We start from the raw sequence: 21,889 nt of genomic DNA on the forward strand, positions 1-21,889 counted from the left end.
CTGGATCTCAACGGAAGCGAGAAATCACCACCGTGACTGCTCTCACTCTCAGCACTGCCGGCGCTGCGACGCTGCGCGCCGACGCGCTCGTCGTCGGTGTCGCGAAGGGCGCCAAGGGCCCGGTCGTCGCGCCGGGCGCCGAGGCCGTGGACAAGGCGTTCGACGGAAAGCTCGCCGCCGTCCTGGAGACCCTCGGCGCCACCGGTGCCGAGGGCGAGGTGACCAAGCTCCCCGCGCCGTCCGGCCTCAAGACGCCGGTCGTCCTCGCGGTCGGGCTCGGCCCCGTTCCGGAGAAGGACGAGTCGTTCCCCGCCGAGTCGCTGCGCCGCGCGGCCGGCACCGCCTCCCGCGCCCTGTCGGGCTCGAAGAAGGCCGCCTTCGCCCTGCCCGTCGAGGCGTCGGAGGACGCCGAGGCCGTCGCCGAGGGCGCCCTGCTGGGCGCGTACGCCTTCACCGCCTACCAGGGCGGCGACAGCGACTCCAAGGACGGGAGGAACGGCGCGAAGCAGCCGCTCGCCGAGATCACCCTGCTCGGCGCCAAGCCGCGCGACAAGGCGTTCAAGGCCGCGGCCGAGCGTGCGATCGCGCTCACCGAGGAGATCAACCGCGCCCGCGACCTGGTCAACACCCCGCCGAACGACCTCACCCCCGAGGCCTTCGCCGCCGTCGCCACGGCGGCCGGCAAGGAGAACGGCGTCAAGGTCCAGGTCCTCGACGAGAAGGCGCTCGTCAAGGGCGGCTTCGGCGGCATCCTCGGCGTCGGCCAGGGTTCGCAGAACCCGCCCCGCCTGGTGAGGCTCTCCTACACCCACTCCAAGGCGGCCAAGACGCTCGCCCTGGTCGGCAAGGGCATCACCTACGACTCGGGCGGCATCTCGCTCAAGCCGGCCGGCCACAACGAGACGATGAAGTGCGACATGAGCGGCGCCGCCGCGGTGTTCGCCGCCGTCGTCGCGGCCGCCCGTCTGAACCTCGCCGTCAACATCACCGCCTACCTCGCCCTCGCGGAGAACATGCCGTCGGGCTCGGCCACCCGTCCCGGTGATGTGCTGCGCATGTACAGCGGCAAGACGGTCGAGGTGCTCAACACCGACGCCGAGGGCCGTCTGGTGCTCGCCGACGCGCTGTGGAAGGCCTCCGAGGAGAAGCCGGACGCCATCGTGGACGTCGCGACCCTCACCGGCGCGATGGTGCTCGCCCTCGGCAACCGCACCTTCGGGATCATGTCCAACGACGACGCCTTCCGTACCTCGATCCACGAGATCGCGGAGGAGGTCGGCGAGCAGTCCTGGCCGATGCCGATGCCCGCCGAGCTCCGCAAGGGCATGGACTCCCCGACCGCCGACATCGCCAACATGGGCGAGCGGATGGGCGGCGGCCTGGTCGCCGGTCTGTTCCTGAAGGAGTTCGTCGGCGAGGGCATCACCTGGGCCCACCTCGACATCGCGGGCCCGGCCTTCCACGAGGGCGCGCCGTACGGCTACACCCCGAAGGGCGGCACGGGCTCCTCGGTGCGCACGCTGGTGAAGCTGGCGGAGCGCGTCGCCGCCGGTGACCTCGGCTGACGTGACCTGACGCGACGGACGCCGGCGGGGCTCCCCGGAGCTCCACCGGCGTCCGCGGCTGTGTGCCCGGCAGGGGGCCCGCCGGTGTGCCCGCCGTAACACGGCCCCGGGTCCCGCCTTGCGGCAACAAGTGCGAAGATGGGTTCTCGGCAGGACAGGGCCCCATCAAGGGCCGAAGAATCAAGCGGCCACACACCAGCCGACCGGCCGGTCGTCCCCGGGAAGGGGAGACCCGGCGACCGGCACACATGCATGGAGGACGTGACGTGGCGAACGACGCCAGCACCGTTTTCGACCTAGTGATCCTCGGCGGTGGCAGTGGCGGTTACGCCGCGGCCCTGCGTGGGGCTCAGCTGGGCCTGGACGTCGCCCTGATCGAGAAGGACAAGCTCGGCGGCACCTGCCTGCACCGTGGCTGCATCCCCACCAAGGCTCTGCTGCACGCCGGTGAGATCGCCGACCAGGCTCGCGAGAGCGAGCAGTACGGCGTCAAGGCCACCTTCGAGGGCATCGACGTCCCGGCCGTGCACAAGTACAAGGACGACGTGGTCAGCGGACTCTACAAGGGTCTGCAGGGCCTCATCGCCTCCCGCAAGGTCACCTACATCGAGGGTGAGGGCAAGCTGTCCTCCCCCACCTCCGTCGACGTGAACGGCCAGCGTGTCCAGGGCCGCCACATCCTCCTCGCGACCGGCTCCGTGCCGAAGTCGCTGCCGGGTCTGGAGATCGACGGCAACCGCATCATCTCCTCCGACCACGCGCTGGTCCTGGACCGGGTCCCGCAGTCCGCGATCGTGCTCGGCGGCGGCGTGATCGGCGTGGAGTTCGCCTCCGCGTGGAAGTCCTTCGGTTCCGACGTCACCGTCATCGAGGGCCTCAAGCACCTCGTTCCGGTCGAGGACGAGAACAGCTCCAAGCTTCTTGAGCGCGCGTTCCGCAAGCGCGGCATCAAGTTCAACCTGGGCACCTTCTTCGAGAAGGCGGAGTACACCCAGGACGGCGTCCGCGTGACGCTCGCGGACGGCAAGACGTTCGACGCCGAGGTGCTGCTGGTCGCGGTCGGCCGCGGCCCGGTCTCCGCCGGTCTCGGGTACGAGGAGCAGGGCGTCGCGATGGACCGCGGCTTCGTCCTCGTCGACGAGTACATGCAGACGAACGTCCCGACGATCTCCGCGGTCGGTGACCTGGTCCCGACCCTCCAGCTCGCGCACGTCGGCTTCGCCGAGGGCATCCTGGTGGCGGAGCGTCTGGCCGGTCTGAAGACCGTTCCGGTCGACTACGACGGTGTGCCCCGGGTGACGTACTGCCACCCCGAGGTCGCGTCCGTCGGCATCACCGAGGCCAAGGCCAAGGAGATCTACGGCGCGGACAAGGTCGTCGCCCTGAAGTACAACCTGGCGGGCAACGGCAAGAGCAAGATCCTCAAGACCGCGGGCGAGATCAAGCTCGTCCAGGTCAAGGACGGTGCCGTGGTCGGCGTCCACATGGTCGGTGACCGTATGGGCGAGCAGGTCGGCGAGGCGCAGCTGATCTACAACTGGGAGGCTCTGCCGGCGGAGGTCGCGCAGCTCATCCACGCCCACCCGACGCAGAACGAGGCGATGGGCGAGGCGCACCTGGCGCTCGCGGGCAAGCCGCTGCACTCGCATGACTGAGCCGTCCGAGCTGTCTGTGCTGCCCGAGCCGTCCGTGCGGTCCGCGGACCCCGGGCGCGACGACCACTTCCGCACGTCCCCTCGCTCGGCGCTCCGCGCGAGCTGGGGATACCCCATCGTAAGGAGCAACTGAAACCATGTCGGTTTCCGTAACCCTTCCGGCGCTCGGTGAGAGCGTCACCGAGGGCACCGTCACCCGCTGGCTGAAGGCCGAGGGCGAGCGAGTCGAGGCCGACGAGCCGCTGCTCGAGGTGTCGACCGACAAGGTCGACACCGAGATCCCTGCCCCCGCCTCCGGCGTCCTGGCGTCCATCAAGGTCGCCGAGGACGAGACCGTCGAGGTCGGAGCCGAGCTCGCCGTCATCGACGACGGCTCCGGCGCCCCCGCCGCCGCCGAGGCCCCCGCGGCCGAGGAGAAGCAGGCCGAGGCCCCGGCTCCCGAGCCGGAGCAGCCCGCGGAGGCCGCCCCGTCCACCGAGACCTCCGCCCCCGCCCCGGCGCCGAGCGCCGAGGCCGCGTCCGGCGGTGGCTCGGCCGAGGGCACCGACGTGGTCCTCCCGGCGCTCGGTGAGAGCGTCACCGAGGGCACCGTCACCCGCTGGCTCAAGGAGGTCGGCGAGTCCGTCGAGGCCGACGAGCCGCTGCTCGAGGTCTCCACGGACAAGGTCGACACCGAGATCCCCGCCCCGGCCTCCGGTGTGCTGCTGGAGATCACCGTCGCCGAGGACGAGACCGCCGAGGTCGGCGCCAAGCTCGCCGTCATCGGTGCTCCCGGTGCCGCCCCGCAGGCCGCCGCCCCGGCGCAGCCCGCCCCGGCCCAGGAAGCCCCGAAGCAGGAAGCCCCGAAGCAGGAGGCTCCGAAGCAGGAAGCCGCGCCGGCACCGGCGGCCCCCGCCGCTCCGGCGCAGCCCGCCCCGGCCCAGGAGGCTCCGAAGCAGGAGGCTCCGGCTCCGGCCGCGCCCGCCCAGGCCGCTCCGGCTCCGGCCGCGCCCGCCCAGGCCGCTCCGGCTCCCGTCACCCCGGCTCCGGCTGCTCCCGCCGCCGGTGCCCCGAGCGACGCCTACGTGACCCCGCTGGTCCGTAAGCTCGCCGCCGAGAACGGCGTGGACCTGTCCGCGGTCAAGGGCACCGGGGTCGGTGGCCGTATCCGCAAGCAGGACGTCGTCGCCGCCGCGGAGGCCGCCAAGGCAGCAGCCCCGGCGCCGGCCGCCGCCGCTCCGGCCGCCTCCCGGGCGCCGAAGCTGGAGACGTCCCCGCTGCGCGGTCAGACCGTCAAGATGACCCGCATGCGCAAGGTCATCGGCGACAACATGATGAAGGCGCTGCACGGCCAGGCCCAGCTGACCTCGGTCGTCGAGGTCGACATCACCAAGCTGATGAAGCTGCGCGCCCAGGCCAAGGACTCCTTCGCCGCCCGCGAGGGCGTCAAGCTGTCCCCGATGCCGTTCTTCGTCAAGGCCGCGGCCCAGGCGCTGAAGGCCCACCCGGTCGTCAACGCCCGGATCAACGAGGACGAAGGCACCATCACGTACTTCGACTCGGAGAACATCGGCATCGCCGTGGACTCCGAGCGGGGCCTGATGACCCCGGTCATCAAGGGTGCGGGTGACCTGAACCTCGCCGGTATCGCCAAGCGGACCGCGGAGCTCGCGGGCGCCGTGCGCGCCAGCAAGATCACCCCGGACGACCTGGCCGGTGCCACGTTCACCATCAGCAACACCGGTTCGCGCGGTGCGCTGTTCGACACGATCATCGTGCCGCCGAACCAGGTCGCCATCCTGGGCATCGGCGCCACCGTCAAGCGCCCGGTGGTCATCAACCACCCGGACCTCGGCGAGACGATCGCGATCCGCGACATGACCTACGTCGCGCTCTCCTACGACCACCGTCTGGTGGACGGCGCGGACGCCGCCCGCTACCTGACGACGGTCAAGGCGATCCTGGAGGCCGGCGAGTTCGAGGTCGAGCTCGGTCTCTGACGCGAGCCCGCGCAGGCCGGCGCAGGTCAGCAGTGACGCACGGCGCCCCGCCCGGAGAGATCCGGGCGGGGCGCCGTCGCGTTGTCCTGGGGTGCGGTCAGAGGGCGCCGCGTTTGACGGCGCTCACGAAGGACGCCCAGCGGGCGTGCGCGAAGACGAGGGCCGGGCCGTCGGGGTTCTTGCTGTCCCGGACGGGGGTGACGTGGGTGAAGCCGTCGGCGACCTCGACACATGCCCCGCCCTCCCCGTTGCTGTAGGACGACGTCCGCCATATGGCTGTGCTCAGATCGGGGCTCATGGTGTCGTGTAGTCCTTCGCAGCCGAAGCGATCAGGGAGAGGGACGCCTTCGGCGACAGCGCGGCGGCCCGGACGAGATCGTATGACTTCTGGAACTTGGTCACCAGCGCCGGCTCATCGATGAGTTGGCCGCTGTGCGCGCTCTCGGTGTAGACGACCGCAGGGGAGTCGGCGAAGGTCATGACGATGGCCGTGCCGTGCACCAGCGGGGGCGGTCCGGACGCGAACGGCAGCACCTGCACCATCACCCGGTGATGGTCACGGGCCTGCTCGACGAGCTGCTCCAGCTGTTCACGCATCACGGACGGCTCGTCCACCACCACCCGCAGGGCGGCCTCGTGGACGATGGCCCAGAGCTCCGGACCCGAAGGATCGTCCAGGCGGCGCGCCCGTTCCAGCCGTACGGCGACGTGCCGCTCCACCACCTCGTCGGCGGCGAAGGGCTGCGTGGCTCGGGTGATGCCGCGGGCGTACGCCTCGGTCTGGAGCAGACCCGGGATCAGCAGCGGGGCGTACTCACTGATCGTCAGAGCCTCCTTCTCCAGCTCCGCGGCGTCGGCGAAGTACTCGGGGTGCTTCGACTCCTGCGCCAGCCGGCACAGCCGCTGAAGGTGCTCCCCCGACCCCAGCACCCCGTCCAGCAACCGCGACATGTCCTGCTGCGGGCGCCGCTTCGCGGCCTCGAACTGGCCGATGTACGCGCCCGAACAGAAGACCCGCTCCCCCAACTGCTCCCGGGACAGCCGGTTCTCCTCGCGCAAGCGGCGAAGTTCCGCTCCGTAGAAGCTCCTTGGCGAGACGTACGGGTCCACATCCTTGGCCTGCGTCATGGCGAAAAGCGTAGCGAGGGGCCGTCACCGTACGCGTGCGTTCCATGACAATGCGTCCGTACGGGGGAGCGCGGAGGTTCCGCTCCGGTAACCTCGGCCCCGGCCACCCACGAGGAGTTTCCATGACCCCGCCCGTCGTCCACTCGCTGCGCGAACAGATCCGCGAGCACATCGTGGAGGGGATCGTCAGCGGGCGCTGGAAGCCGGGCGAGCGCATCGTCGAGCGGCGGATCGCGACCGAGCTGGAGGTCTCCCAGACGCCGGTCCGTGAGGCGCTGCGGGAGCTGGAGAGTCTGCGGCTGATCGAGTCCGCGCCGAACAAGGGCGTACGGGTCCGCAATCTCACAGCCGCGGACCTGGAGGAGAGCTACCCCGTACGGGCGGGCCTGGAGCAGATCGCGGCCGAGCTCGCCGCGGACCGGCTGGCCGACGACTGCTCGCGGCTGGAGCCGCATGTGGCCGGACTGTACGCGGCGGACCGGGCGGCCGACTCGGCGGCGCAGGTGCGGCACACGGTCGCCTTCCACCGTGAGCTGGTGCGGGCGGCGGGCAACGGCGTCCTGCTGCACACCTGGGAGGGGCTCGGCATCGAGGTGTTCACGGCGCTGTCGATCCGCTGGCTGGGGACGGTCCAGAAGTCCTACGCCGAGGAGCACGAGGCGCTCGTGGCGGCCTTCAAGCGCCGCGATCCGGAGATCGGGCCGCTCGTGAAGGCCCACGTGCTGGGCTGCGCACCGCGCGCGTAACCCTGCCAGGCCGCCTGAATGTCAGGAATATCACCTTCCTGGGCGGCACAGCGTGCCCACTTTTGCGGCACCGGATGCCTATTTGGCCGGAAGCTTTGATCGATCATCGATCAGAGACTTACAGTTCACTTCGGGTCCACCGACCTATGGCCCCGTCCTGCCAGACAAGGCCCCCTTTCTCCACCCCCCTCCTGTCCGGAAGGCGGCGATCATGTCCGACCCCGTAGGCAAGCTTCCGAGCGAGCTCGACCAGCTCCCGGACCGCGACGCCGAGGAGACCGCCGAGTGGGCGGCCTCCCTCGACGCCGTCACCGAGCACGCCGGCCCCCACCGGGCCGCGTACCTGATGCGCCGCACCCTCCAGCACGCCGAGACGGCCGGGGTTCCCGTGCCGCGGCTGCTGGAGACGGACTACGTCAACACCATCCCCACCTCCGCCGAGCCCGCCTTCGACGGTGACGAGGAGCTGGAAGCCCGGATCACCGCCTGGAACCGCTGGAACGCGGCCGCCATGGTGACCCGGGGCTCCCGCCACGGCGTCGGCGGCCACATCGCCACCTTCGCCTCCGCGGCCTGGCTCTACGAGACCGGCTTCAACCACTTCTTCCGCGGCAAGGAAGGTGACGGAAGCGGCGACCAGCTCTACATCCAGGGTCACGCCTCCCCCGGCATCTACGCCCGCGCCTTTCTCGACGGCCGGCTGTCCGAGCAGCAGCTCGACCTCTTCCGCCAGGAGTCCGGCGGCAACGGCCTGCCGTCGTACCCCCACCCGCGGCGCCTGCCGTGGCTGTGGGAGTTCCCCACCGTCTCCATGGGCCTCGGCCCGCTCTCCGCGATCTACCAGGCGCGCTTCAACCGCTACCTGCACAACCGCGGTATCAAGGACACGGCGAACTCGCACGTGTGGGCGTTCCTCGGCGACGGCGAGATGGACGAGCCCGAGTCGACGGCGGCCCTCGCGCTCGCGTCCCGTGAGCGTCTCGACAACCTGACCTTCGTCATCAACTGCAACCTCCAGCGCCTCGACGGACCGGTCCGCGCCAACTTCAAGATCGTGCAGGAGCTGGAGGCCCAGTTCCGCGGCGCCGGCTGGAACGTCGTCAAGTCGCTGTGGGGCTCCGCCTGGGACGAGCTGTTCGCCCTCGACACCACGGGTGCGCTCGTGCGCCGTCTGCGCGAGGTGCCGGACGCGCAGTTCCAGACGTACGCCACCCGTGACGTGGCCTACATCCGCGAGCACTTCTTCGGCGCCGAGCCCGCCCTCGTCGAGCTGGCGAAGCTGATCACCGATGACAAGATCGCCGAACTCTTCTTCACCTCCCGCGGCGGCCACGAGTCCCGCAAGGTGTACGCGGCGTACCGCGCGGCCGTCGAGCACAAGGGCGCGCCGACCGTGATCCTGGCGCAGACGGTCAAGGGCTACACGCTCGGCAAGGGCTTCGAGTCCAAGAACGCCAACCACCAGATGAAGAAGCTGACGACGGACGAGTTCAAGGGCATGCGGGACCTGCTCGGTCTCCCCATCCCGGACAGCGCGTTCGCCGACGGCCTGGTGCCCTACGGCCACCCCGGCGCCGACTCCCCCGAGGTCCGCTACCTCCAGGAGCGCCGCGCGGCCCTCGGCGGCCCCGCCCCGGCCCGCCGGGTGCGCGCCGTGGCACTGCCCGCCCCCGAGGAGCGCGGCTTCAAGGCGCTCGAAAAGGGCTCCGGCAAGCAGGAGATGGCCACCACCATGGCCTTCGTCCGGCTGGTCAAGGACCTCATGCGGGACAAGGAGACCGGCAGGCGCTGGGTCCCGATCGTCCCCGACGAGGCCCGCACCTTCGGCATGGAGTCGCTCTTCCCGTCCGCCGGCATCTACTCGCCGATGGGCCAGACGTACGAGCCGGTCGACCGCGACCAGCTGATGTACTACAAGGAGGCCAAGGACGGCCAGATCCTCAACGAGGGGATCACCGAGGCCGGGTCCATGGCCGACTTCATCGCCGCCGCCACGTCGTACGCGACGCACGGCGAGCCGATGATCCCGTTCTACATCTTCTACTCGATGTTCGGCTGGCAGCGCACGGCCGACCAGATGTGGCAGCTCGCCGACCAGCTGGGCAAGGGCTTCATCGTGGGCGCCACCGCGGGCCGTACGACGCTGACCGGTGAGGGCCTCCAGCACGCGGACGGCCACTCGCACCTGATCGCGTCCACGAACCCGGCGTCGCTCAACTACGACCCGGCGTTCGCGTACGAGATCTCGGTGATCGTCAAGGACGGTCTGCGCCGGATGTACGGGGACGAGCCCGAGAACGTCTTCTACTACCTGACGGTCTACAACGAGCCCAAGGTGCAGCCCGCGATGCCCGAGGGCGTCGAGGAAGGCATTCTGCGCGGTCTCTACCGCTTCAAGGAGGGCGTGCCCGCCTCCGCGGACGCGCCGCGGCTCCAGCTGCTGGCCTCCGGCACGGCGATCCACTGGGCCCTGGAGGCGCAGGGCCTGCTCGCCGCCGACTGGGGCGTCACGGCCGACGTGTGGTCCGCGACGTCGTGGGGCGAGCTGCGCCGGGACGCGCTGGAGGCCGACGAGGCCCTGCTCCGCGGCGAGCAGCGCACCCCGTACGTCACCCAGGCGCTGGAAGGCGCTCCGGGCCCGGTCCTCGCCGTCAGCGACTGGATGCGTCAGGTCCCGGACCAGATCAGCCAGTGGGTCGAGCAGGACTGGTCCTCGCTCGGCACGGACGGCTTCGGCCTCTCGGACACCCGCGAGGCGGCCCGCCGACACTTCGGCGTGGACGCGCAGTCGATCACCGTCGCGGCGCTGGCCCAGCTCGCCAAGCGCGGCGAGGTACCGGCGTCCGCCGTGAAGGAGGCGCGGGAGCGCTACGGCCTGTAGGCCCCTGCGCGTCCCTGCGTGTGCGCGCGAAGACCCCGGCGGTGCCACCCCCGCCGGGGTCTTCGCCTGTCCGCACGGGTGATGCTTGACCCTGACACCGTGTGAAGGCGTGCAGTGGGAGGCGTCATGTTCACCATCGGAGACTTCGCCAGGCACGGCCGTGTGTCGGCCCGCATGCTGCGTCACTACGACGCGATCGGGCTGCTGCGTCCCGCCCACACCGACCTGTACAGCGGCTACCGCTACTACACGGCCGCCCAGCTCGCCCGCCTCAACCGTGTCATCGCCCTCAAGGATCTCGGCTTCACCCTGCAACAGGTGCGGGAGATCCTGGAGGACAAGGTGGGCACGGAGGAACTGCGCGGGATGCTCGTGCTGCGGCGGGCGGAGCTGGAGGAGGCGATGGCCGCGGCGGCCGCACGGCTGGCGCAGGTCGAGGCGAGGCTCCGGTCGATCGAGAGCGAGGGTTTCATGCCCACCGACGACGTCATCGTGAAGAGCATTCCCGCCGTGCGGCTGGCCGAGCTGACCGCCACCGCCGCGAGCTACGGACCCGAGGACATCGGGCCGGTCATCTCTCCCCTGTACGAGGAGCTGTTCCGCCGTGTCGAGGCGTCCGGCGTGACGCCGACCGGACCCGGCATCGCCTACTACGAGGACGCGCCGGAGGGGAACGGCGCCGTGCTCGTGCACGCGGGTGTCACGGTCTCCGAGGCCCACCGGCCGGACCTGGACTTCGCGATCGTGGAGCTGCCGGCCGTCGAACGGGCGGCGACCATCGTGCACCGCGGCTCGATGCAGGGCGTCCTGCCGACCGCGCAGACACTGGCCCGCTGGATCGAGTCGGGGGGCCACGTCTCGGCCGGCTACGCCCGTGAAGTGTCCCTGGAATGCCCGCCCGGCGACTTCGACAAGTGGGTGACGGAACTCCAGGAGCCGCTCGCCTGAGCTGGGCCATGATGGGGGCATGCGTGCTGCCCGGCTGATCAAGATGGTGCTGCTCCTCCAGGCAAGACCCTCCATGACCGGCGCCGAGCTGGCACAGGAACTGGAGGTCTCGGAGCGGACCATCACCCGTGACGCACTCGCGCTCTCGGAGGCCGGGGTGCCGGTCTACGCGGACCGCGGACGGGCCGGCGGGTACCGGCTGATCGGCGGCTACCGCACCCGGCTGACGGGCCTCGGCCGCAGCGAGGCCGAGGCCCTGTTCCTCTCCGGGCTGCCGGGCGCGCTCCGGGACATGGGCCTGGACGACGCGGCGTCGGCGGCCCGGCTGAAGGTGTCCGCGGCGCTGCTGCCCTCGGTGAGCAACGCCTCCGAGAGCGCCGCGCAGCGCTTCCACCTCGACGCCCCCGGCTGGTACCAGGAGCCCCGGACGCCGGAGCTGCTGCCGGCGATCGCGGAGGCGGTCTGGGAGGACCGCCGCGTCCGGGCGGCGTACCGTCGTCAGGATGCCGAGGTGGAGCGGGAGTTGGAGCCGTACGGCCTCGTGCTGAAGGCGGGTGTCTGGTACCTCTGCGCCCGCGCGGACGGCACGTTCCGGGTGTACCGGATCGACCGGTTCTCCTCGGTGGAGGGGGACGGCTCGTTCTTCGAACGCGACGAGGACTTCGATCTGCCCGGGTTCTGGGAGAAGCGCGCGGCGCAGTTCGCGCGCTCCATCCTGCGGGCGGAGGTGGTGCTCCGGGTGACGGAACGCGGCGCCGCGCGTCTGCCGTACCTCACCGACCGCGCGGCGGCCACCGAGGCCCTGTCCTCGGCCGGCCCCCCGGACCCGGAGGGCCGCCTCACCCTCACCCTGCCGGTGGAGAGCCACCAGGTGGCTTTCGGCCAGCTGTTCGCACTGGGCCCGGAGGTGGAGATCCTGGAACCGCCGGAGCTGCGGAAGCAGTTCGCGGACATGGCGGAACGGACGGCGCGGCTGTACGGGTAGGGGGTGCCCGGCGGGCCCGGCCCGGCAGGGGGGTGCGCCACGCGCCCCGCACATGGCGCTCCCAGTCGGGTCCTAGCGGTAGTCCTCCAGCGACGGCTTGCCGCCCGACTGCTGCGCCAGCATGTAGCCCCACACGTCCGGCCGGCTCCCGTCCGCGTCCGTGAAGCCGTACTCCCTCGCCAGCTTCCCGCTGTCCAGCGACATCCCGTTCCAGCGCGCCCTCTCCGGGTCCGCCGCCAGCGCCGCCACTCCGCGGCCGAGGTACAGCGGCGACTCCGACAGCGCCCAGTGTTCCTGCTTGTCGATCCCGTCCCGCCAGGTCTCCTCGGTGAGGCCGAAGATGTCGAGCATCTCCTCGGAACGGATGAAGCCGGGCGTGACCGCCACGGCCGAGCACCCGACGCTCTTCAGCTCCTCGCCCAGGATGAAGGCCATCCGGATCGGCGTGTTCTTCGCCAGGTCGTAGTAGAAGTTCTCCCGGAAGCCCTTGTTCGTCTCGGCCGTGCCGTCGGTCACCTCGACGACCAGGCCGCCGGGCTCGCGCACCAGCAGGGGCAGCGCGATGCTGCTGGTGATGATGTGGCTGCGGGCACCGAGGTCCAGCATCCGCAGCCCGCGGTCCAGATCGACGTCCCACATCCTGGTGTTGAAGTCGAGCAGGAAGTTCCCGCCCCAGACGTCGTTCACCAGGATGTCGAGACGCCCGTGGTCGCGGTCGATGCGCTCGGTCAACGCCCGTACCTGGTCCGCCTCCAGGTGGTCGGTCGGCACCGCGATGCCCGTACCACCCGCGGCGGACACCAGTTCCGCCGTCTGCTCGATGGTCTCGCCGGCCCGGCCCACCTCGCTGACGTGCGTGCGCGTGGTCCGGCCGGTCACGTACACCGTCGCCCCGGCGGCGCCGAGCTGCACGGCGATGGCGCGGCCACCGCCGCGTGTGGCCCCCGCGACCAGGGCGATCTTCCCGGCGAGTGTCTTCTGGGTCGTCATACGCCGACCGTCGCACGGATACCAGACATCTTCTGTCCGCCATTCAAAAGAGTCGGCATTTCGCGGCTCCGCGTGCGCAGCCCTCCGCCAACCACGATGCTGGACCCGTGATGGACGAGACGGAGTTCTGGGAGATCGTCGACAGCACCCGCGAAGCCGCCGAGGGTGACCCCGAGGACCATGCCGATCTGCTGGTCGAGCGGCTGCTTCAGCTCGACCCCGACTCCGTGCTGGATTTCGCCCGGCACTTCGAGGCCCGCTACAACCGCGCCTACACCTGGGACCTGTGGGGCGCGGCGGCCGTGCTCCTCGGCGGCGCCAGCGACGACGCGTTCGACTACTTCCGCTGCTGGCTCATCGGCCAGGGCCGGGAGGTCTTCGAAGGCGCGGTGCACGACCCGGACGAGCTCGCCGAGCTGCTGGACGAATTCGACGAGGACATCGACGGGGACGGTGAGGAGCTCGGATACGCGGCGGACGAAGCGTACGAGCAGCTCACCGGTGTCGTCGCACCGGACCTGGGGATCCCGCCGCAGACCGCGGAGCCCGCGGGCACGCCCTTCGACTTCGACGACGACTCCGCGCTGGCCCAGCGGTTTCCCAGGCTGTGGGAGCGCTTCGGCGGCCTGTGAGAAGCGCCTGCGGGCAGCGCGCACCGACGTCCTCGCCGGGGGAGCGACCGTCCTCAGCCGAGGGATCGGCCCATCATGACGTCGTCGGCATAGCGGCCGTCCAGCCAGAACTCCCCCGGCAGCACGCCCTCGACCACGAACCCCTCGGCTTCGTACAGCGCCCGGGCCGGCTTGTTGTGCCCGAGCACCCGCAGCGTGATGCGCACCGCGCCCTGCCCGCGTGCCAGGTCGCACGCCGCACGCACCAGGGCCCGCCCGGTCCCCCGGCCGCGGGCCCGGGCCGCCACCGCGAGGCCCTGTATCTGGCGCACATGCTGGTTGCAGGCGAGCGGCGTGGGCGGGACGAGGCGGATGTAGCCGATGAGCGTGCCGTCGGCGTCCTCGGCGACGAGGAAGTCGCCGGGCCGGTGCTGGGCGTCGAAGAACGGTGCGTACGGAGGCATGGGTCTCGGCGTCACGGCGTGCAGCGTCGACCAGGTGTCCCGGTCGAGCCGGGCGAGTGCCTCCTCGTCGGTGGGCAGCGCGGGGCGTATGTGCGACTCGGGCATGGAGGCAACTGTGTCACGGGGGTCGGCCGGGGCAGGATGAGGCCATGCGGATCGCGGTCACCGGCTCCACCGGACTCATCGGTACGGCACTTGTGCGCTCACTGCGCTCGGACGGGCACGAGGTGGTGCGCCTCGTACGGCGGCCCGCGCGGAGCGGGGACGAGGTCGAATGGGACCCGCACCGGCAGTACGTCGACGCGGCGGGACTGGTCGGCTGCGAGGGCGTGGTGCATCTCGCCGGAGCCGGGGTCGGCGCGCGCCGCTGGACCGACGCGTACCGCAAGGAGATCCACGACAGCCGGGTGCTGGGCACGGCCGCGGTCGCGGAGGCCCTCGCCTCGCTGGACACCCCGCCGCGGGTGTTCGTCTGCGGCAGTGCGGTCGGCTTCTACGGCGACACCGGGGACCGCGCGGTGGACGAGGAGGCCCCGCCGGGGGACGGTTTTCTGCCGAATCTGTGCGTGGAGTGGGAGGAGGCGGCGGCCCCGGCCGCCGAGGCCGGCGTACGGACCGCCTTCGCCCGGACCGGTCTGGTGGTCTCCCGCAAGGGCGGGGCGTGGGGACGGCTGTTCCCGCTGTTCAAGGCGGGCCTCGGCGGCCGGCTCGGCGACGGCCGACAGTACTGGAGCTTCATCTCGCTGCACGACGAGGTCGCGGCGCTGCGGCACATCCTGGACACGGAGTCCCTGTCGGGTCCGGTGAACCTCACGTCCCCGCACCCGGTCACCAACCGGGAGGTGACCGCGGCCATGGGGCGTGGGCTGAACCGGCCGACGGTCTTCACGGTGCCGTCGGCCGCGCTGAAGATCGCGCTGGGCGACATGGCGGGTGACGTGCTGGGCAGCCAGCGGGTGCTGCCGCGACGGCTGCTGGACTCAAGTTTCACGTTCGCGTTCCCCGGCATCGACGAGGCGGTCGGCGCGGCCCTGCGGTAACTGCTCGTCACGCGACCGGAGTCCGGGCGTGGGGGCTGCGGTGGTGGACCGTCGAGCCCCCGGCGTCCTGGGCTCCGGTGTTGGTGGAGGTGGTGGCCCGTCGCGACCCCCGGCGTCCGGGCGCGGGGCCCGGCGCGCGGTCTCGGCGGGCGCGCGCCCCCCGCGCTACGGTGCCCCGCCGCATGCGCGAGCCGCGGTTCGGCCACCGCTGCCTACTCTCGACCGAACTCGGGTATCCCGGGAGCCTGATGGGGGCATGAGCCTCCCACCAGCCGCGCCGACCTCGGGGAGGGGCACGTGCTCATCAGCACCGCTCACCATGCGGACGTCATCATTGTCGGGGCCGGCACAGCCGGTCTCTCGGCGGCTCATCAGCTCATCGCGGCAGGCCTCAGCGTCACTGTGCTGGAGGCCGCCGCCAGGCCGGGCGGCCGCATGGCCACCGAGGAGATCGACGGCTTCCGGCTCGACCGCGCCGGCCAGCTGCTCAACACCTCGTACCCCGAGCTGCATCGCACGGCCGGCCTCGGGGAGGTGGTCCTGCGGCCGTTCGCACCGGGTGTCCTCGTGCACAGCGGAGGGCGGCTTCAGCGGACCGGGGAGACGGTCCACCGGGCGTCGGAGCCGGGGAGCGCGGGACGGGGGTCGCTGCGGGCGGTACGAGGCGGGGCTGCCCAGGGGGCCCGGGGCGCGGCGTGGGGGCCGCCGCACGCCCTCCGGGGCATAGGGGGCGCATTCACGGTCGCACGCGCCCTCGCCGGCGCCCCCAGGCCGCTGGACGAGGCCCGGCTCGGCGCGTCCCTCGCCCGGCTGGCGGGCACGTCCGTGGCGCGCCTGATGACCCGTCCGGAACTGCCCACGGCCCGGTCGCTGGCCGCGCGCGGCCTCCCCACCCGTACGGTCCAGGGCTTCCTGCGCCCGCTGCTGTCCGCGCTGCTCTGCGACCCGGAGCTGACGACGTCGAGCCGCTGCGCCGACCTGGCGCTGCGGGGTTTCGCCCGGGGCCGGATGTGCGTCCCGGAGGGCGGCGCGGCGACTCTGCCCGAGCGACTGGCCGCCGCGCTGCCGCCGGGCACGGTGCTCACGGGCGTGCGGGTCAAGGACGCGTCCATCAACAGGGTGAGCACCGAGGAGTACGGCGAACTCACCTGCCGCGCGCTGATGCTGGCGACGGGGGCGCGGGAGGCGGCCGAACTGCTGCCGGGTCTGCGGGTGCCGGCGTTCCATCCGGTGACGGTGCTGCACCACACCGCGCCGAGCGCACCGCCCACCGGGTCGGCGCTGGTCCTCGACGCGGAGCGGGAGGGCCCCGTCTCGCACACGGCGGTGATGAGCGAGGTCGACCCGACCCGGGCGCCGCGGGGCCGGGTGCTGATCTCCTCGACGGTGCTGGGCACGCCGCCGCCGTATCTGGACCGGCAGGTCCGCACGCACCTGGCGAAGCTGTACGGGACGCCGACGGCGGACTGGTCACTGCTGGCGGTCCACCACAACCCGGAGGCGGTCCCGGCGATGCCACCACCGCACGACGTCCGCCGCCCGGTACGCCTGCTGGCGGGCCTGTACGTGTGCGGGGACCACCGGGACACGAGCACGGTGCAGGGGGCGCTGCACTCGGGCCGAAGGGCGGCCGAGGCGGTGCTGCGGGACATGGGCGTGCGCCCGGCGGAACGGGCCCCGCTCCGCGAGGCGGCGTAGCGCCCGAACCCGCGGAGTCCAGCCCGTCCGGCGATGGAGGAGGCGACGCGCGGCCTCGTGGCGGGGCTCCGCCCCGAACCCCGCGCCTCAAAGGCCGGCGAGGCTGGATCTGCCCGCACACCAGGGTCAACCCCGGCCCGTCGCGCGATCGAGGACACGGCCGCAGGACGTGCGGGCACACACCGACGCGCGGCAGGATCTGCCCGCACACCCCGCGCAGCGGCGTCGGGCGCGAGCCGCCGGGGGCTACCCCAGTGCCGAGACCCGGTCCCGATAGCCCCGTACCGGCGCCGCGTCCCGATACGGCTCCAGCCGCCGTTCGAAGTCGCGTACGTACTCCACCGCCCGAGCCGACCGCATCTCCGACGCCTGGAGCGCCGCCTCCGCTCCCAGCGCGCACGCCTGGTCCAGTTCGCCCAGGCCCAGTCGTGCCGATGCCAGCACCACTCGGCAGAACAGGCGGCTGCGCGCGAATCCCGGGGCGCGGAGCTGGAGTGAGCGTTCCGCGTGCTGGATCGCCGGGCGGTACTGCTGGAGGTCCCGGTGGCAGTGGCCCATCTCATCGGCCAGCTGCGCTTCGTCGAAGGTGCGCGCCCAGTGCGGTACCTCGTCGCCCGGCCGGGCCGTCTCCAGCGCCCGTTCCGCCCGGACCAGCGCCGCCGTGCACGCGCGCACCTCGCCCAGGACCCCGTGCCCCCGTGCCTCGACCGAGTGCAGCATCGCCTGCACCAGCGGCGGCGCCGACGACCCCATGCCCTGCTGGGCGACCCGGGTGAGCTGCACGGCCTCGCGCCCGTGGCCGAGGTAGACCGCCTGGCGGCTCATGGTGACCAGCACATAGGAGCCGTACGCCCGGTCCCCCGCCGCCTGGGCGAGCCGCAGCGCCTGGACGAAGTAGCGCTGGGCCAGTCCGTGCGCCGCGATGTCGTACGAGGTCCAGCCGGCCAGCCGGGTCAGATCCGCGACCGCGGCGAACAGGCGCCGCCCGATGGTCTCGCCGTACGAGCCGCGCAGCATCGGCTCGGCCTCGTGCTCCAGGTAGCGCACCAGTGCCTGACGGGCGTGCCCGCCGCCGTACGCGTGGTCGAGCGTGCGGAACAGCTCGCCCACCGAGCGCAGCGCCGCGATGTCGCCGCCGGACACCCGCTGGCCGGGCCCGCGGTCGACGGCGCCGCGCTGCCTGGGTACGGCGGACGTCCCGCCCTGGACGGGCACTCTGGCGCCCGACCCCTCGTCCCGTCCCACGCGCTCGTCGGCCCGCCCGATCAGCCAGTCCCGGCTCGGCACGACCAGCCCCGCCGGGGTGAACGCGATCTTCCGCAGTTCGGCGTGGCTGCCGGAGTCCTTGCGCCACAGGCCGCCGACGATGTCCACGGCCTCCTCGGGGGTCGACGCGAACTCCAGGCCCGCGTACACCGGCGCACAGGCGTCCAGACCCAGGTCCTGGGCGGACAGCCGCCGCCCGAGGCGGCGGGTGAACACCTCGGCGATGAGCGCGGGCGTCGTCCCGCGCGGCTGCTGACCACGGAGCCAGCGCGTCACGGACGTCTTGTCGTAGCGCAGGTCCAGGCCGTGCTCGAGTCCCAGCTGGTCCACCCTGCGGGCAAGTCCTGCGTTGGAGAATCCGGCTTCTGCGATGAGCGCGGCGAGCTGGCGGTTGGGGATGCGCTGCGATGGTCGTTCCGTCATCAGCTGTGCGGTCTCCTGCCTTCGGGGCCGGTCGCCAGCCCTCATGGAACGGCGCGAATTTAGCGGCCCATCTCGCCCGGACCGCCACCTTCGCCCCACATTCATCCGATCGTGTGAGGATTGGCGTCGGTGCTGACAGGCGCTGACGGGAGGCACCCCCGGACCGCGTTCCCGCGAGCCGCCGTACAGTGGCTGGGGCGCGAATATGTGCACGATGAAGGTTCTAGGGAGGCACTGCCGTGAGTGAGCTGCGGTTCGTCCGGCTGGGGTTCGGCGAGGATGCCGTCGAGTACCAGGAGGCATGGCAGAAGCAGCGCGAGGTCCATGCCGCCCGGTTCCAGGACGAGGTCCCGGACACCTGTCTGCTGCTGGAGCACCCGCCCGTGTACACGGCGGGGCGGCGCACGGCCGACAGCGAGCGCCCCCTGGACGGCACGCCCGTGGTCGACGTCGACCGCGGCGGCAAGATCACCTGGCACGGCCCCGGCCAGCTGGTGGGCTATCCGATCCTGAAGCTGCCGCGTCCCGTCGACGTCGTCGCGCATGTGCGCCGGCTGGAGGACGCGCTGATCCGGGCGTGCGCGGAGTTCGGCGTGGAGACCAGCCGCGTCGAGGGCCGCAGCGGTGTGTGGGTGCTCGGCGACCCGGTGGAGCAGCGCCCCTCGCTCGGCGGGCTGTCGCTCGACTTCGACCCCCGGCTCGAGGACGAGGAGTTCGACCCGCGGCTGAACGGGCCCGAGTACGCCCCGTCCAACGCCGGCCAGCGCCGCGAGGACCGCAAGCTCGCCGCCATCGGCATCCGTATCGCCAAGGGCGTCTCGATGCACGGCTTCGCGCTCAATGTGAACCCGGACAACACCTGGTTCGACCGGATCGTGCCGTGCGGCATCCGGGACGCCGGAGTCACCTCGCTGGCCAACGAACTCGGCCGGGATGTGACCATGGAGGAGGTGCTCCCCGTGGTGGAGAAGCACCTGCGGGCCGTGCTGGAGAACGCGGAGCCGCGGCCGAGGATCGTGGACGCCGCCCCGGACGTGACCGTGGAAGCCGCCGTATAGGGAATGCACCCCTGGGTCCGCGGGTTGGCCGGACGTAGGGCCGAACAATTGACGGGCGTACCCTGGTGTGCGCCGCAGAATCGAATGCCGCGCGATCGCAGAAAGGGGCGCCGACGTGTCCGCTGTCGCACCCGACGGACGCAAGATGCTGCGCCTGGAGGTCCGGAACAGCCAGACCCCCATCGAGCGCAAGCCCGAGTGGATCAAGACCCGGGCGAAGATGGGCCCCGAGTACACGCAGATGCAGAAACTCGTCAAGAGCGAGGGACTGCACACCGTGTGCCAGGAGGCGGGCTGTCCCAACATCTACGAATGCTGGGAGGACCGCGAGGCCACCTTCCTCATCGGTGGCGACCAGTGCACCCGGCGCTGTGACTTCTGCCAGATCGACACGGGCAAGCCGCAGGCACTCGACCGTGACGAGCCGCGGCGGGTGGGCGAGTCCGTCGTCACGATGGACCTGAACTACGCCACCATCACCGGCGTCGCCCGCGACGACCTGGAGGACGGCGGCGCCTGGCTGTACGCGGAGACCGTGCGCCAGATCCACGCGATGACCGCGGAGCGCGAGGGCGGCCACACCAAGGTCGAGCTGCTCATCCCCGACTTCAACGCGGTGCCCGAGCAGCTGGCCGAGGTCTTCTCCTCGCGCCCCGAGGTGCTCGCGCACAACGTCGAGACCGTCCCGCGGATCTTCAAGCGGATCCGCCCCGGTTTCCGTTACGAGCGCTCCCTGGAGGTGATCACCCGCGCCCGCGAGGCGGGGCTGGTCACCAAGTCGAACCTCATCCTGGGCATGGGCGAGACCCGCGAGGAGGTCAGCGAGGCACTGCGGCACCTGCACGAGGCCGGGTGCGAGCTGATCACCATCACGCAGTACCTCCGCCCCTCCGTGCGTCACCACCCGGTCGAGCGCTGGGTGAAGCCGCACGAGTTCGTGGAGCTGAAGGACGAGGCCGAGGAGATCGGTTTCTCCGGCGTCATGTCGGGTCCGCTGGTGCGCTCGTCGTACCGCGCGGGCCGGCTGTTCGGACAGGCCATGGAGCGCCGGACCGCTGTCGCCGCCGGAAAGACGGGCTGACGGTCGGACCCCCGGGGTGACGCCCGGACTGTGTGAAATCGGGCACAAGCAACTACCGCCGGGTAACGGCGCGTTGGACGCGGCTCGTACGCTCCCCGCAGGTCGGGGCGGCGTACGGGCCGCGCCCGTGTCCTCGGGCGGGGCGTAAACGTTTCATCGGTGTTTGACCCGTCAGTCATGCGCTGGTAACACCAATCAGTGACTCTGGCTTTACGCACCGCACTCGGCGCTCCCCGGACAGCTTCCGCATCCGGTCAGGGCGAGTCGCCCACCGCACCCGCGCCGAGCACACCCGCACTCCGCCGTCACCCACCCCGAGGGGGACCGTCACCATGCAGGCCGCGCCAGTACGCCCCGTACGCGCAACCGCCATCCCGTCCGTCACCGACGCCTTGCGCGCCATGGAGTCACTGCTCCTCGGCAGCGGGCAGCGCACCGCCCGGCGCAACGCCTGGACATCGGTCCTGGAGGACCGCCGCCGGGCCAAGGACCGCGTCGAGGCCCAGCACGTGCTGGAGGCCGTGGCCGGACGCACTTCCTAGGCCACGTAAACTTCCGTGTATGGCGAGGAAGGCAAACTCTGACAGCGGCGATGCCGCTGAGAACCCCGGGCGGCTCAAGCAGATCGCCCTGACGTACAAGATGACCCGGAAGGCCAACCCGAAGATCGGTCTGATCCTCGCGGGTGTGGGAATCGTCACCTTCGGCGCCCTCCTCGCGATCGGTTACCTGATCGGTCATCCCATCTATCTCGGGATCCTGGGCTTGCTGCTCGCCTTCCTCGCGATGGCGATCATCTTCGGGCGCCGGGCCGAGAGGGCGGCGTTCGGACAGATGGAGGGCCAGCCGGGTGCGGCGGCCGCCGTCCTGCAGAACGTGGGCCGCGGCTGGACGACGACGCCGGCGGTCGCGATGAACCGCAGCCAGGACGTCGTCCACCGGGCGGTCGGCAAGGCCGGCATCGTGCTGGTGGCCGAGGGCAACCCGAACCGGCTGAAGTCGCTGCTCGCGGCCGAGAAGAAGCGGATGGCGCGCATCGTGATCGACGTGCCGGTGCACGACATCGTGGTGGGCGACGGCGAGGGCCAGGTGCCGCTGAAGAAGCTGCGCACCACGATGCTGAAGCTCCCCCGCGTACTGACCGGACCGCAGGTCACGGCCGCCAATGACCGGCTGCGGGCGCTGGGCGACCTGATGAGCAACATGCCGCTGCCGAAGGGGCCGATGCCCAAGGGCATGCGGATGCCGCGCGGCGGCAAGATGCGCTGACGCGCACACGCGCGACGAGCACGCGGAAGGGGCTCGCGCAGCAGCCGGGCCGCCTCCTCCACCGCCGGCCGGTCCTGGTCGAGCCAATCGACGGTGTCGGTC

19 protein-coding genes are annotated in these 21,889 nt (G+C 71.7%); 14 read left to right on the forward strand and 5 right to left on the reverse strand.

Annotation, left to right across the window (positions count from 1 at the left end; translation table 11 throughout):
- Nucleotides 1-32 precede the first annotated feature (32 nt).
- The 3 genes from ABTX78_RS30145 (at nt 33) to sucB (ending at nt 5,199) form a co-directional block, all read left to right on the forward strand.
- Entirely contained in the window at nt 33-1,565 is a 1,533-nt protein-coding gene (locus ABTX78_RS30145) for a leucyl aminopeptidase (RefSeq protein ID WP_352209941.1), read from the forward strand.
- Nucleotides 1,566-1,831: 266 nt separating this feature from the next.
- Entirely contained in the window at nt 1,832-3,220 is a 1,389-nt protein-coding gene (gene lpdA / locus ABTX78_RS30150) for a dihydrolipoyl dehydrogenase (RefSeq protein ID WP_352209942.1), read from the forward strand.
- Nucleotides 3,221-3,357: 137 nt separating this feature from the next.
- Nucleotides 3,358-5,199, forward strand: coding sequence for a 2-oxoglutarate dehydrogenase, E2 component, dihydrolipoamide succinyltransferase (gene sucB / locus ABTX78_RS30155; protein ID WP_352209943.1), 1,842 nt, complete (start codon nt 3,358-3,360; stop codon nt 5,197-5,199).
- 97 nt (nt 5,200-5,296) lie between these two features.
- On the opposite strand, the gene ABTX78_RS30160 is transcribed toward sucB, so the two are convergent.
- Both ABTX78_RS30160 and ABTX78_RS30165 read right to left on the reverse strand, forming a co-directional pair.
- Nucleotides 5,297-5,497, reverse strand: a complete 201-nt coding sequence (locus ABTX78_RS30160) for a DUF397 domain-containing protein (RefSeq protein ID WP_313946769.1) — start codon at nt 5,495-5,497, stop codon at nt 5,297-5,299.
- Nucleotides 5,494-6,327 (reverse strand): helix-turn-helix domain-containing protein, encoded by an 834-nt coding sequence (locus ABTX78_RS30165; protein ID WP_352209944.1) that lies wholly within the window; start codon nt 6,325-6,327, stop codon nt 5,494-5,496. Before ABTX78_RS30165 ends, ABTX78_RS30160 begins: the two co-directional genes overlap by 4 nt.
- Nucleotides 6,328-6,449: 122 nt before the next feature.
- Between ABTX78_RS30165 and ABTX78_RS30170 the strand changes: the two genes are divergently transcribed.
- From ABTX78_RS30170 to ABTX78_RS30185, 4 genes are all read left to right on the forward strand, one after another.
- The gene (locus ABTX78_RS30170) at nt 6,450-7,073 is read left to right on the forward strand and encodes a GntR family transcriptional regulator (RefSeq protein ID WP_352209945.1); all 624 of its coding nucleotides are present in this window, start codon (nt 6,450-6,452) and stop codon (nt 7,071-7,073) included.
- Nucleotides 7,074-7,284: 211 nt separating this feature from the next.
- The gene (gene aceE / locus ABTX78_RS30175) at nt 7,285-9,954 is read left to right on the forward strand and encodes a pyruvate dehydrogenase (acetyl-transferring), homodimeric type (protein ID WP_352209946.1); all 2,670 of its coding nucleotides are present in this window, start codon (nt 7,285-7,287) and stop codon (nt 9,952-9,954) included.
- Between the two features lie 126 nt (nt 9,955-10,080).
- Nucleotides 10,081-10,902: a MerR family transcriptional regulator gene (locus ABTX78_RS30180; RefSeq protein WP_352209947.1), complete on the forward strand. Its 822-nt coding sequence runs from the start codon at nt 10,081-10,083 to the stop codon at nt 10,900-10,902.
- 19 nt (nt 10,903-10,921) lie between these two features.
- Nucleotides 10,922-11,887, forward strand: a complete 966-nt coding sequence (locus ABTX78_RS30185) for a helix-turn-helix transcriptional regulator (protein WP_352209948.1) — start codon at nt 10,922-10,924, stop codon at nt 11,885-11,887.
- A gap of 72 nt (nt 11,888-11,959) precedes the next feature.
- On the opposite strand, the gene ABTX78_RS30190 is transcribed toward ABTX78_RS30185, so the two are convergent.
- Entirely contained in the window at nt 11,960-12,877 is a 918-nt protein-coding gene (locus tag ABTX78_RS30190; RefSeq protein ID WP_352209949.1) for an SDR family oxidoreductase, read from the reverse strand.
- A gap of 110 nt (nt 12,878-12,987) precedes the next feature.
- Between ABTX78_RS30190 and ABTX78_RS30195 the strand changes: the two genes are divergently transcribed.
- A complete protein-coding gene (locus ABTX78_RS30195) occupies nt 12,988-13,509 on the forward strand; it encodes a DUF4240 domain-containing protein (protein ID WP_352209960.1) in 522 nt (173 codons plus the stop codon).
- Nucleotides 13,510-13,562: 53 nt separating this feature from the next.
- Here the strand turns inward: ABTX78_RS30195 and ABTX78_RS30200 are convergent, their stop codons facing one another.
- Nucleotides 13,563-14,057, reverse strand: a complete 495-nt coding sequence (locus ABTX78_RS30200) for a GNAT family N-acetyltransferase (RefSeq protein WP_352209950.1) — start codon at nt 14,055-14,057, stop codon at nt 13,563-13,565.
- Between the two features lie 44 nt (nt 14,058-14,101).
- Here ABTX78_RS30200 and ABTX78_RS30205 point away from each other — a divergent pair, with 44 nt between their 5' ends.
- The gene (locus ABTX78_RS30205) at nt 14,102-14,992 is read left to right on the forward strand and encodes a TIGR01777 family oxidoreductase (RefSeq protein ID WP_352209951.1); all 891 of its coding nucleotides are present in this window, start codon (nt 14,102-14,104) and stop codon (nt 14,990-14,992) included.
- A 297-nt stretch (nt 14,993-15,289) separates the two neighbouring features.
- Nucleotides 15,290-16,690 carry an NAD(P)/FAD-dependent oxidoreductase gene (locus ABTX78_RS30210; protein WP_352209952.1) on the forward strand — a complete coding sequence of 467 codons (1,401 nt, stop codon included), beginning with the start codon at nt 15,290-15,292 and terminating at the stop codon, nt 16,688-16,690.
- A gap of 246 nt (nt 16,691-16,936) precedes the next feature.
- Here the strand turns inward: ABTX78_RS30210 and ABTX78_RS30215 are convergent, their stop codons facing one another.
- Nucleotides 16,937-18,379: an NsdA family TPR-like regulatory protein gene (locus tag ABTX78_RS30215; protein WP_352209953.1), complete on the reverse strand. Its 1,443-nt coding sequence runs from the start codon at nt 18,377-18,379 to the stop codon at nt 16,937-16,939.
- A 239-nt stretch (nt 18,380-18,618) separates the two neighbouring features.
- Here ABTX78_RS30215 and lipB point away from each other — a divergent pair, with 239 nt between their 5' ends.
- The 4 genes from lipB to ABTX78_RS30235 all read left to right on the forward strand — a co-directional run bounded on the left by lipB (nt 18,619) and on the right by ABTX78_RS30235 (nt 21,787).
- Nucleotides 18,619-19,437 (forward strand): lipoyl(octanoyl) transferase LipB, encoded by an 819-nt coding sequence (lipB, locus tag ABTX78_RS30220; protein ID WP_352209954.1) that lies wholly within the window; start codon nt 18,619-18,621, stop codon nt 19,435-19,437.
- A gap of 115 nt (nt 19,438-19,552) precedes the next feature.
- A complete protein-coding gene (gene lipA / locus ABTX78_RS30225) occupies nt 19,553-20,518 on the forward strand; it encodes a lipoyl synthase (protein WP_352209955.1) in 966 nt (321 codons plus the stop codon).
- Nucleotides 20,519-20,850: 332 nt separating this feature from the next.
- Entirely contained in the window at nt 20,851-21,060 is a 210-nt protein-coding gene (locus tag ABTX78_RS30230) for an SCO2195 family GlnR-regulated protein (RefSeq protein ID WP_327684647.1), read from the forward strand.
- A gap of 19 nt (nt 21,061-21,079) precedes the next feature.
- Nucleotides 21,080-21,787, forward strand: coding sequence for a DUF4191 domain-containing protein (locus ABTX78_RS30235; RefSeq protein ID WP_352209956.1), 708 nt, complete (start codon nt 21,080-21,082; stop codon nt 21,785-21,787).
- Nucleotides 21,788-21,889: the final 102 nt, after the last annotated feature.

Source organism: Streptomyces sp. NPDC096193 (genome assembly GCF_040302905.1).
Taxonomy (GTDB): Bacteria; Actinomycetota; Actinomycetes; order Streptomycetales; family Streptomycetaceae; genus Streptomyces.

What these genes read in the sequence shown, in the direction of transcription:
- ABTX78_RS30160 (WP_313946769.1), bottom strand. Translation starts at nt 5,497, where the DNA reads ATGAGCCCCGATCTGAGCACAGCCATATGGCGGACGTCGTCCTACAGC.
- ABTX78_RS30180 (WP_352209947.1), top strand. Translation starts at nt 10,081, where the DNA reads ATGTTCACCATCGGAGACTTCGCCAGGCACGGCCGTGTGTCGGCCCGC.
- ABTX78_RS30205 (WP_352209951.1), top strand. Translation starts at nt 14,102, where the DNA reads ATGCGGATCGCGGTCACCGGCTCCACCGGACTCATCGGTACGGCACTT.
- ABTX78_RS30190 (WP_352209949.1), bottom strand. Translation starts at nt 12,877, where the DNA reads ATGACGACCCAGAAGACACTCGCCGGGAAGATCGCCCTGGTCGCGGGG.
- sucB (WP_352209943.1), top strand. Translation starts at nt 3,358, where the DNA reads ATGTCGGTTTCCGTAACCCTTCCGGCGCTCGGTGAGAGCGTCACCGAG.
- ABTX78_RS30165 (WP_352209944.1), bottom strand. Translation starts at nt 6,327, where the DNA reads ATGACGCAGGCCAAGGATGTGGACCCGTACGTCTCGCCAAGGAGCTTC.
- ABTX78_RS30195 (WP_352209960.1), top strand. Translation starts at nt 12,988, where the DNA reads ATGGACGAGACGGAGTTCTGGGAGATCGTCGACAGCACCCGCGAAGCC.
- ABTX78_RS30170 (WP_352209945.1), top strand. Translation starts at nt 6,450, where the DNA reads ATGACCCCGCCCGTCGTCCACTCGCTGCGCGAACAGATCCGCGAGCAC.
- ABTX78_RS30230 (WP_327684647.1), top strand. Translation starts at nt 20,851, where the DNA reads ATGCAGGCCGCGCCAGTACGCCCCGTACGCGCAACCGCCATCCCGTCC.
- ABTX78_RS30185 (WP_352209948.1), top strand. Translation starts at nt 10,922, where the DNA reads ATGCGTGCTGCCCGGCTGATCAAGATGGTGCTGCTCCTCCAGGCAAGA.
- ABTX78_RS30200 (WP_352209950.1), bottom strand. Translation starts at nt 14,057, where the DNA reads ATGCCCGAGTCGCACATACGCCCCGCGCTGCCCACCGACGAGGAGGCA.
- ABTX78_RS30235 (WP_352209956.1), top strand. Translation starts at nt 21,080, where the DNA reads ATGGCGAGGAAGGCAAACTCTGACAGCGGCGATGCCGCTGAGAACCCC.
- ABTX78_RS30215 (WP_352209953.1), bottom strand. Translation starts at nt 18,379, where the DNA reads ATGACGGAACGACCATCGCAGCGCATCCCCAACCGCCAGCTCGCCGCG.
- aceE (WP_352209946.1), top strand. Translation starts at nt 7,285, where the DNA reads ATGTCCGACCCCGTAGGCAAGCTTCCGAGCGAGCTCGACCAGCTCCCG.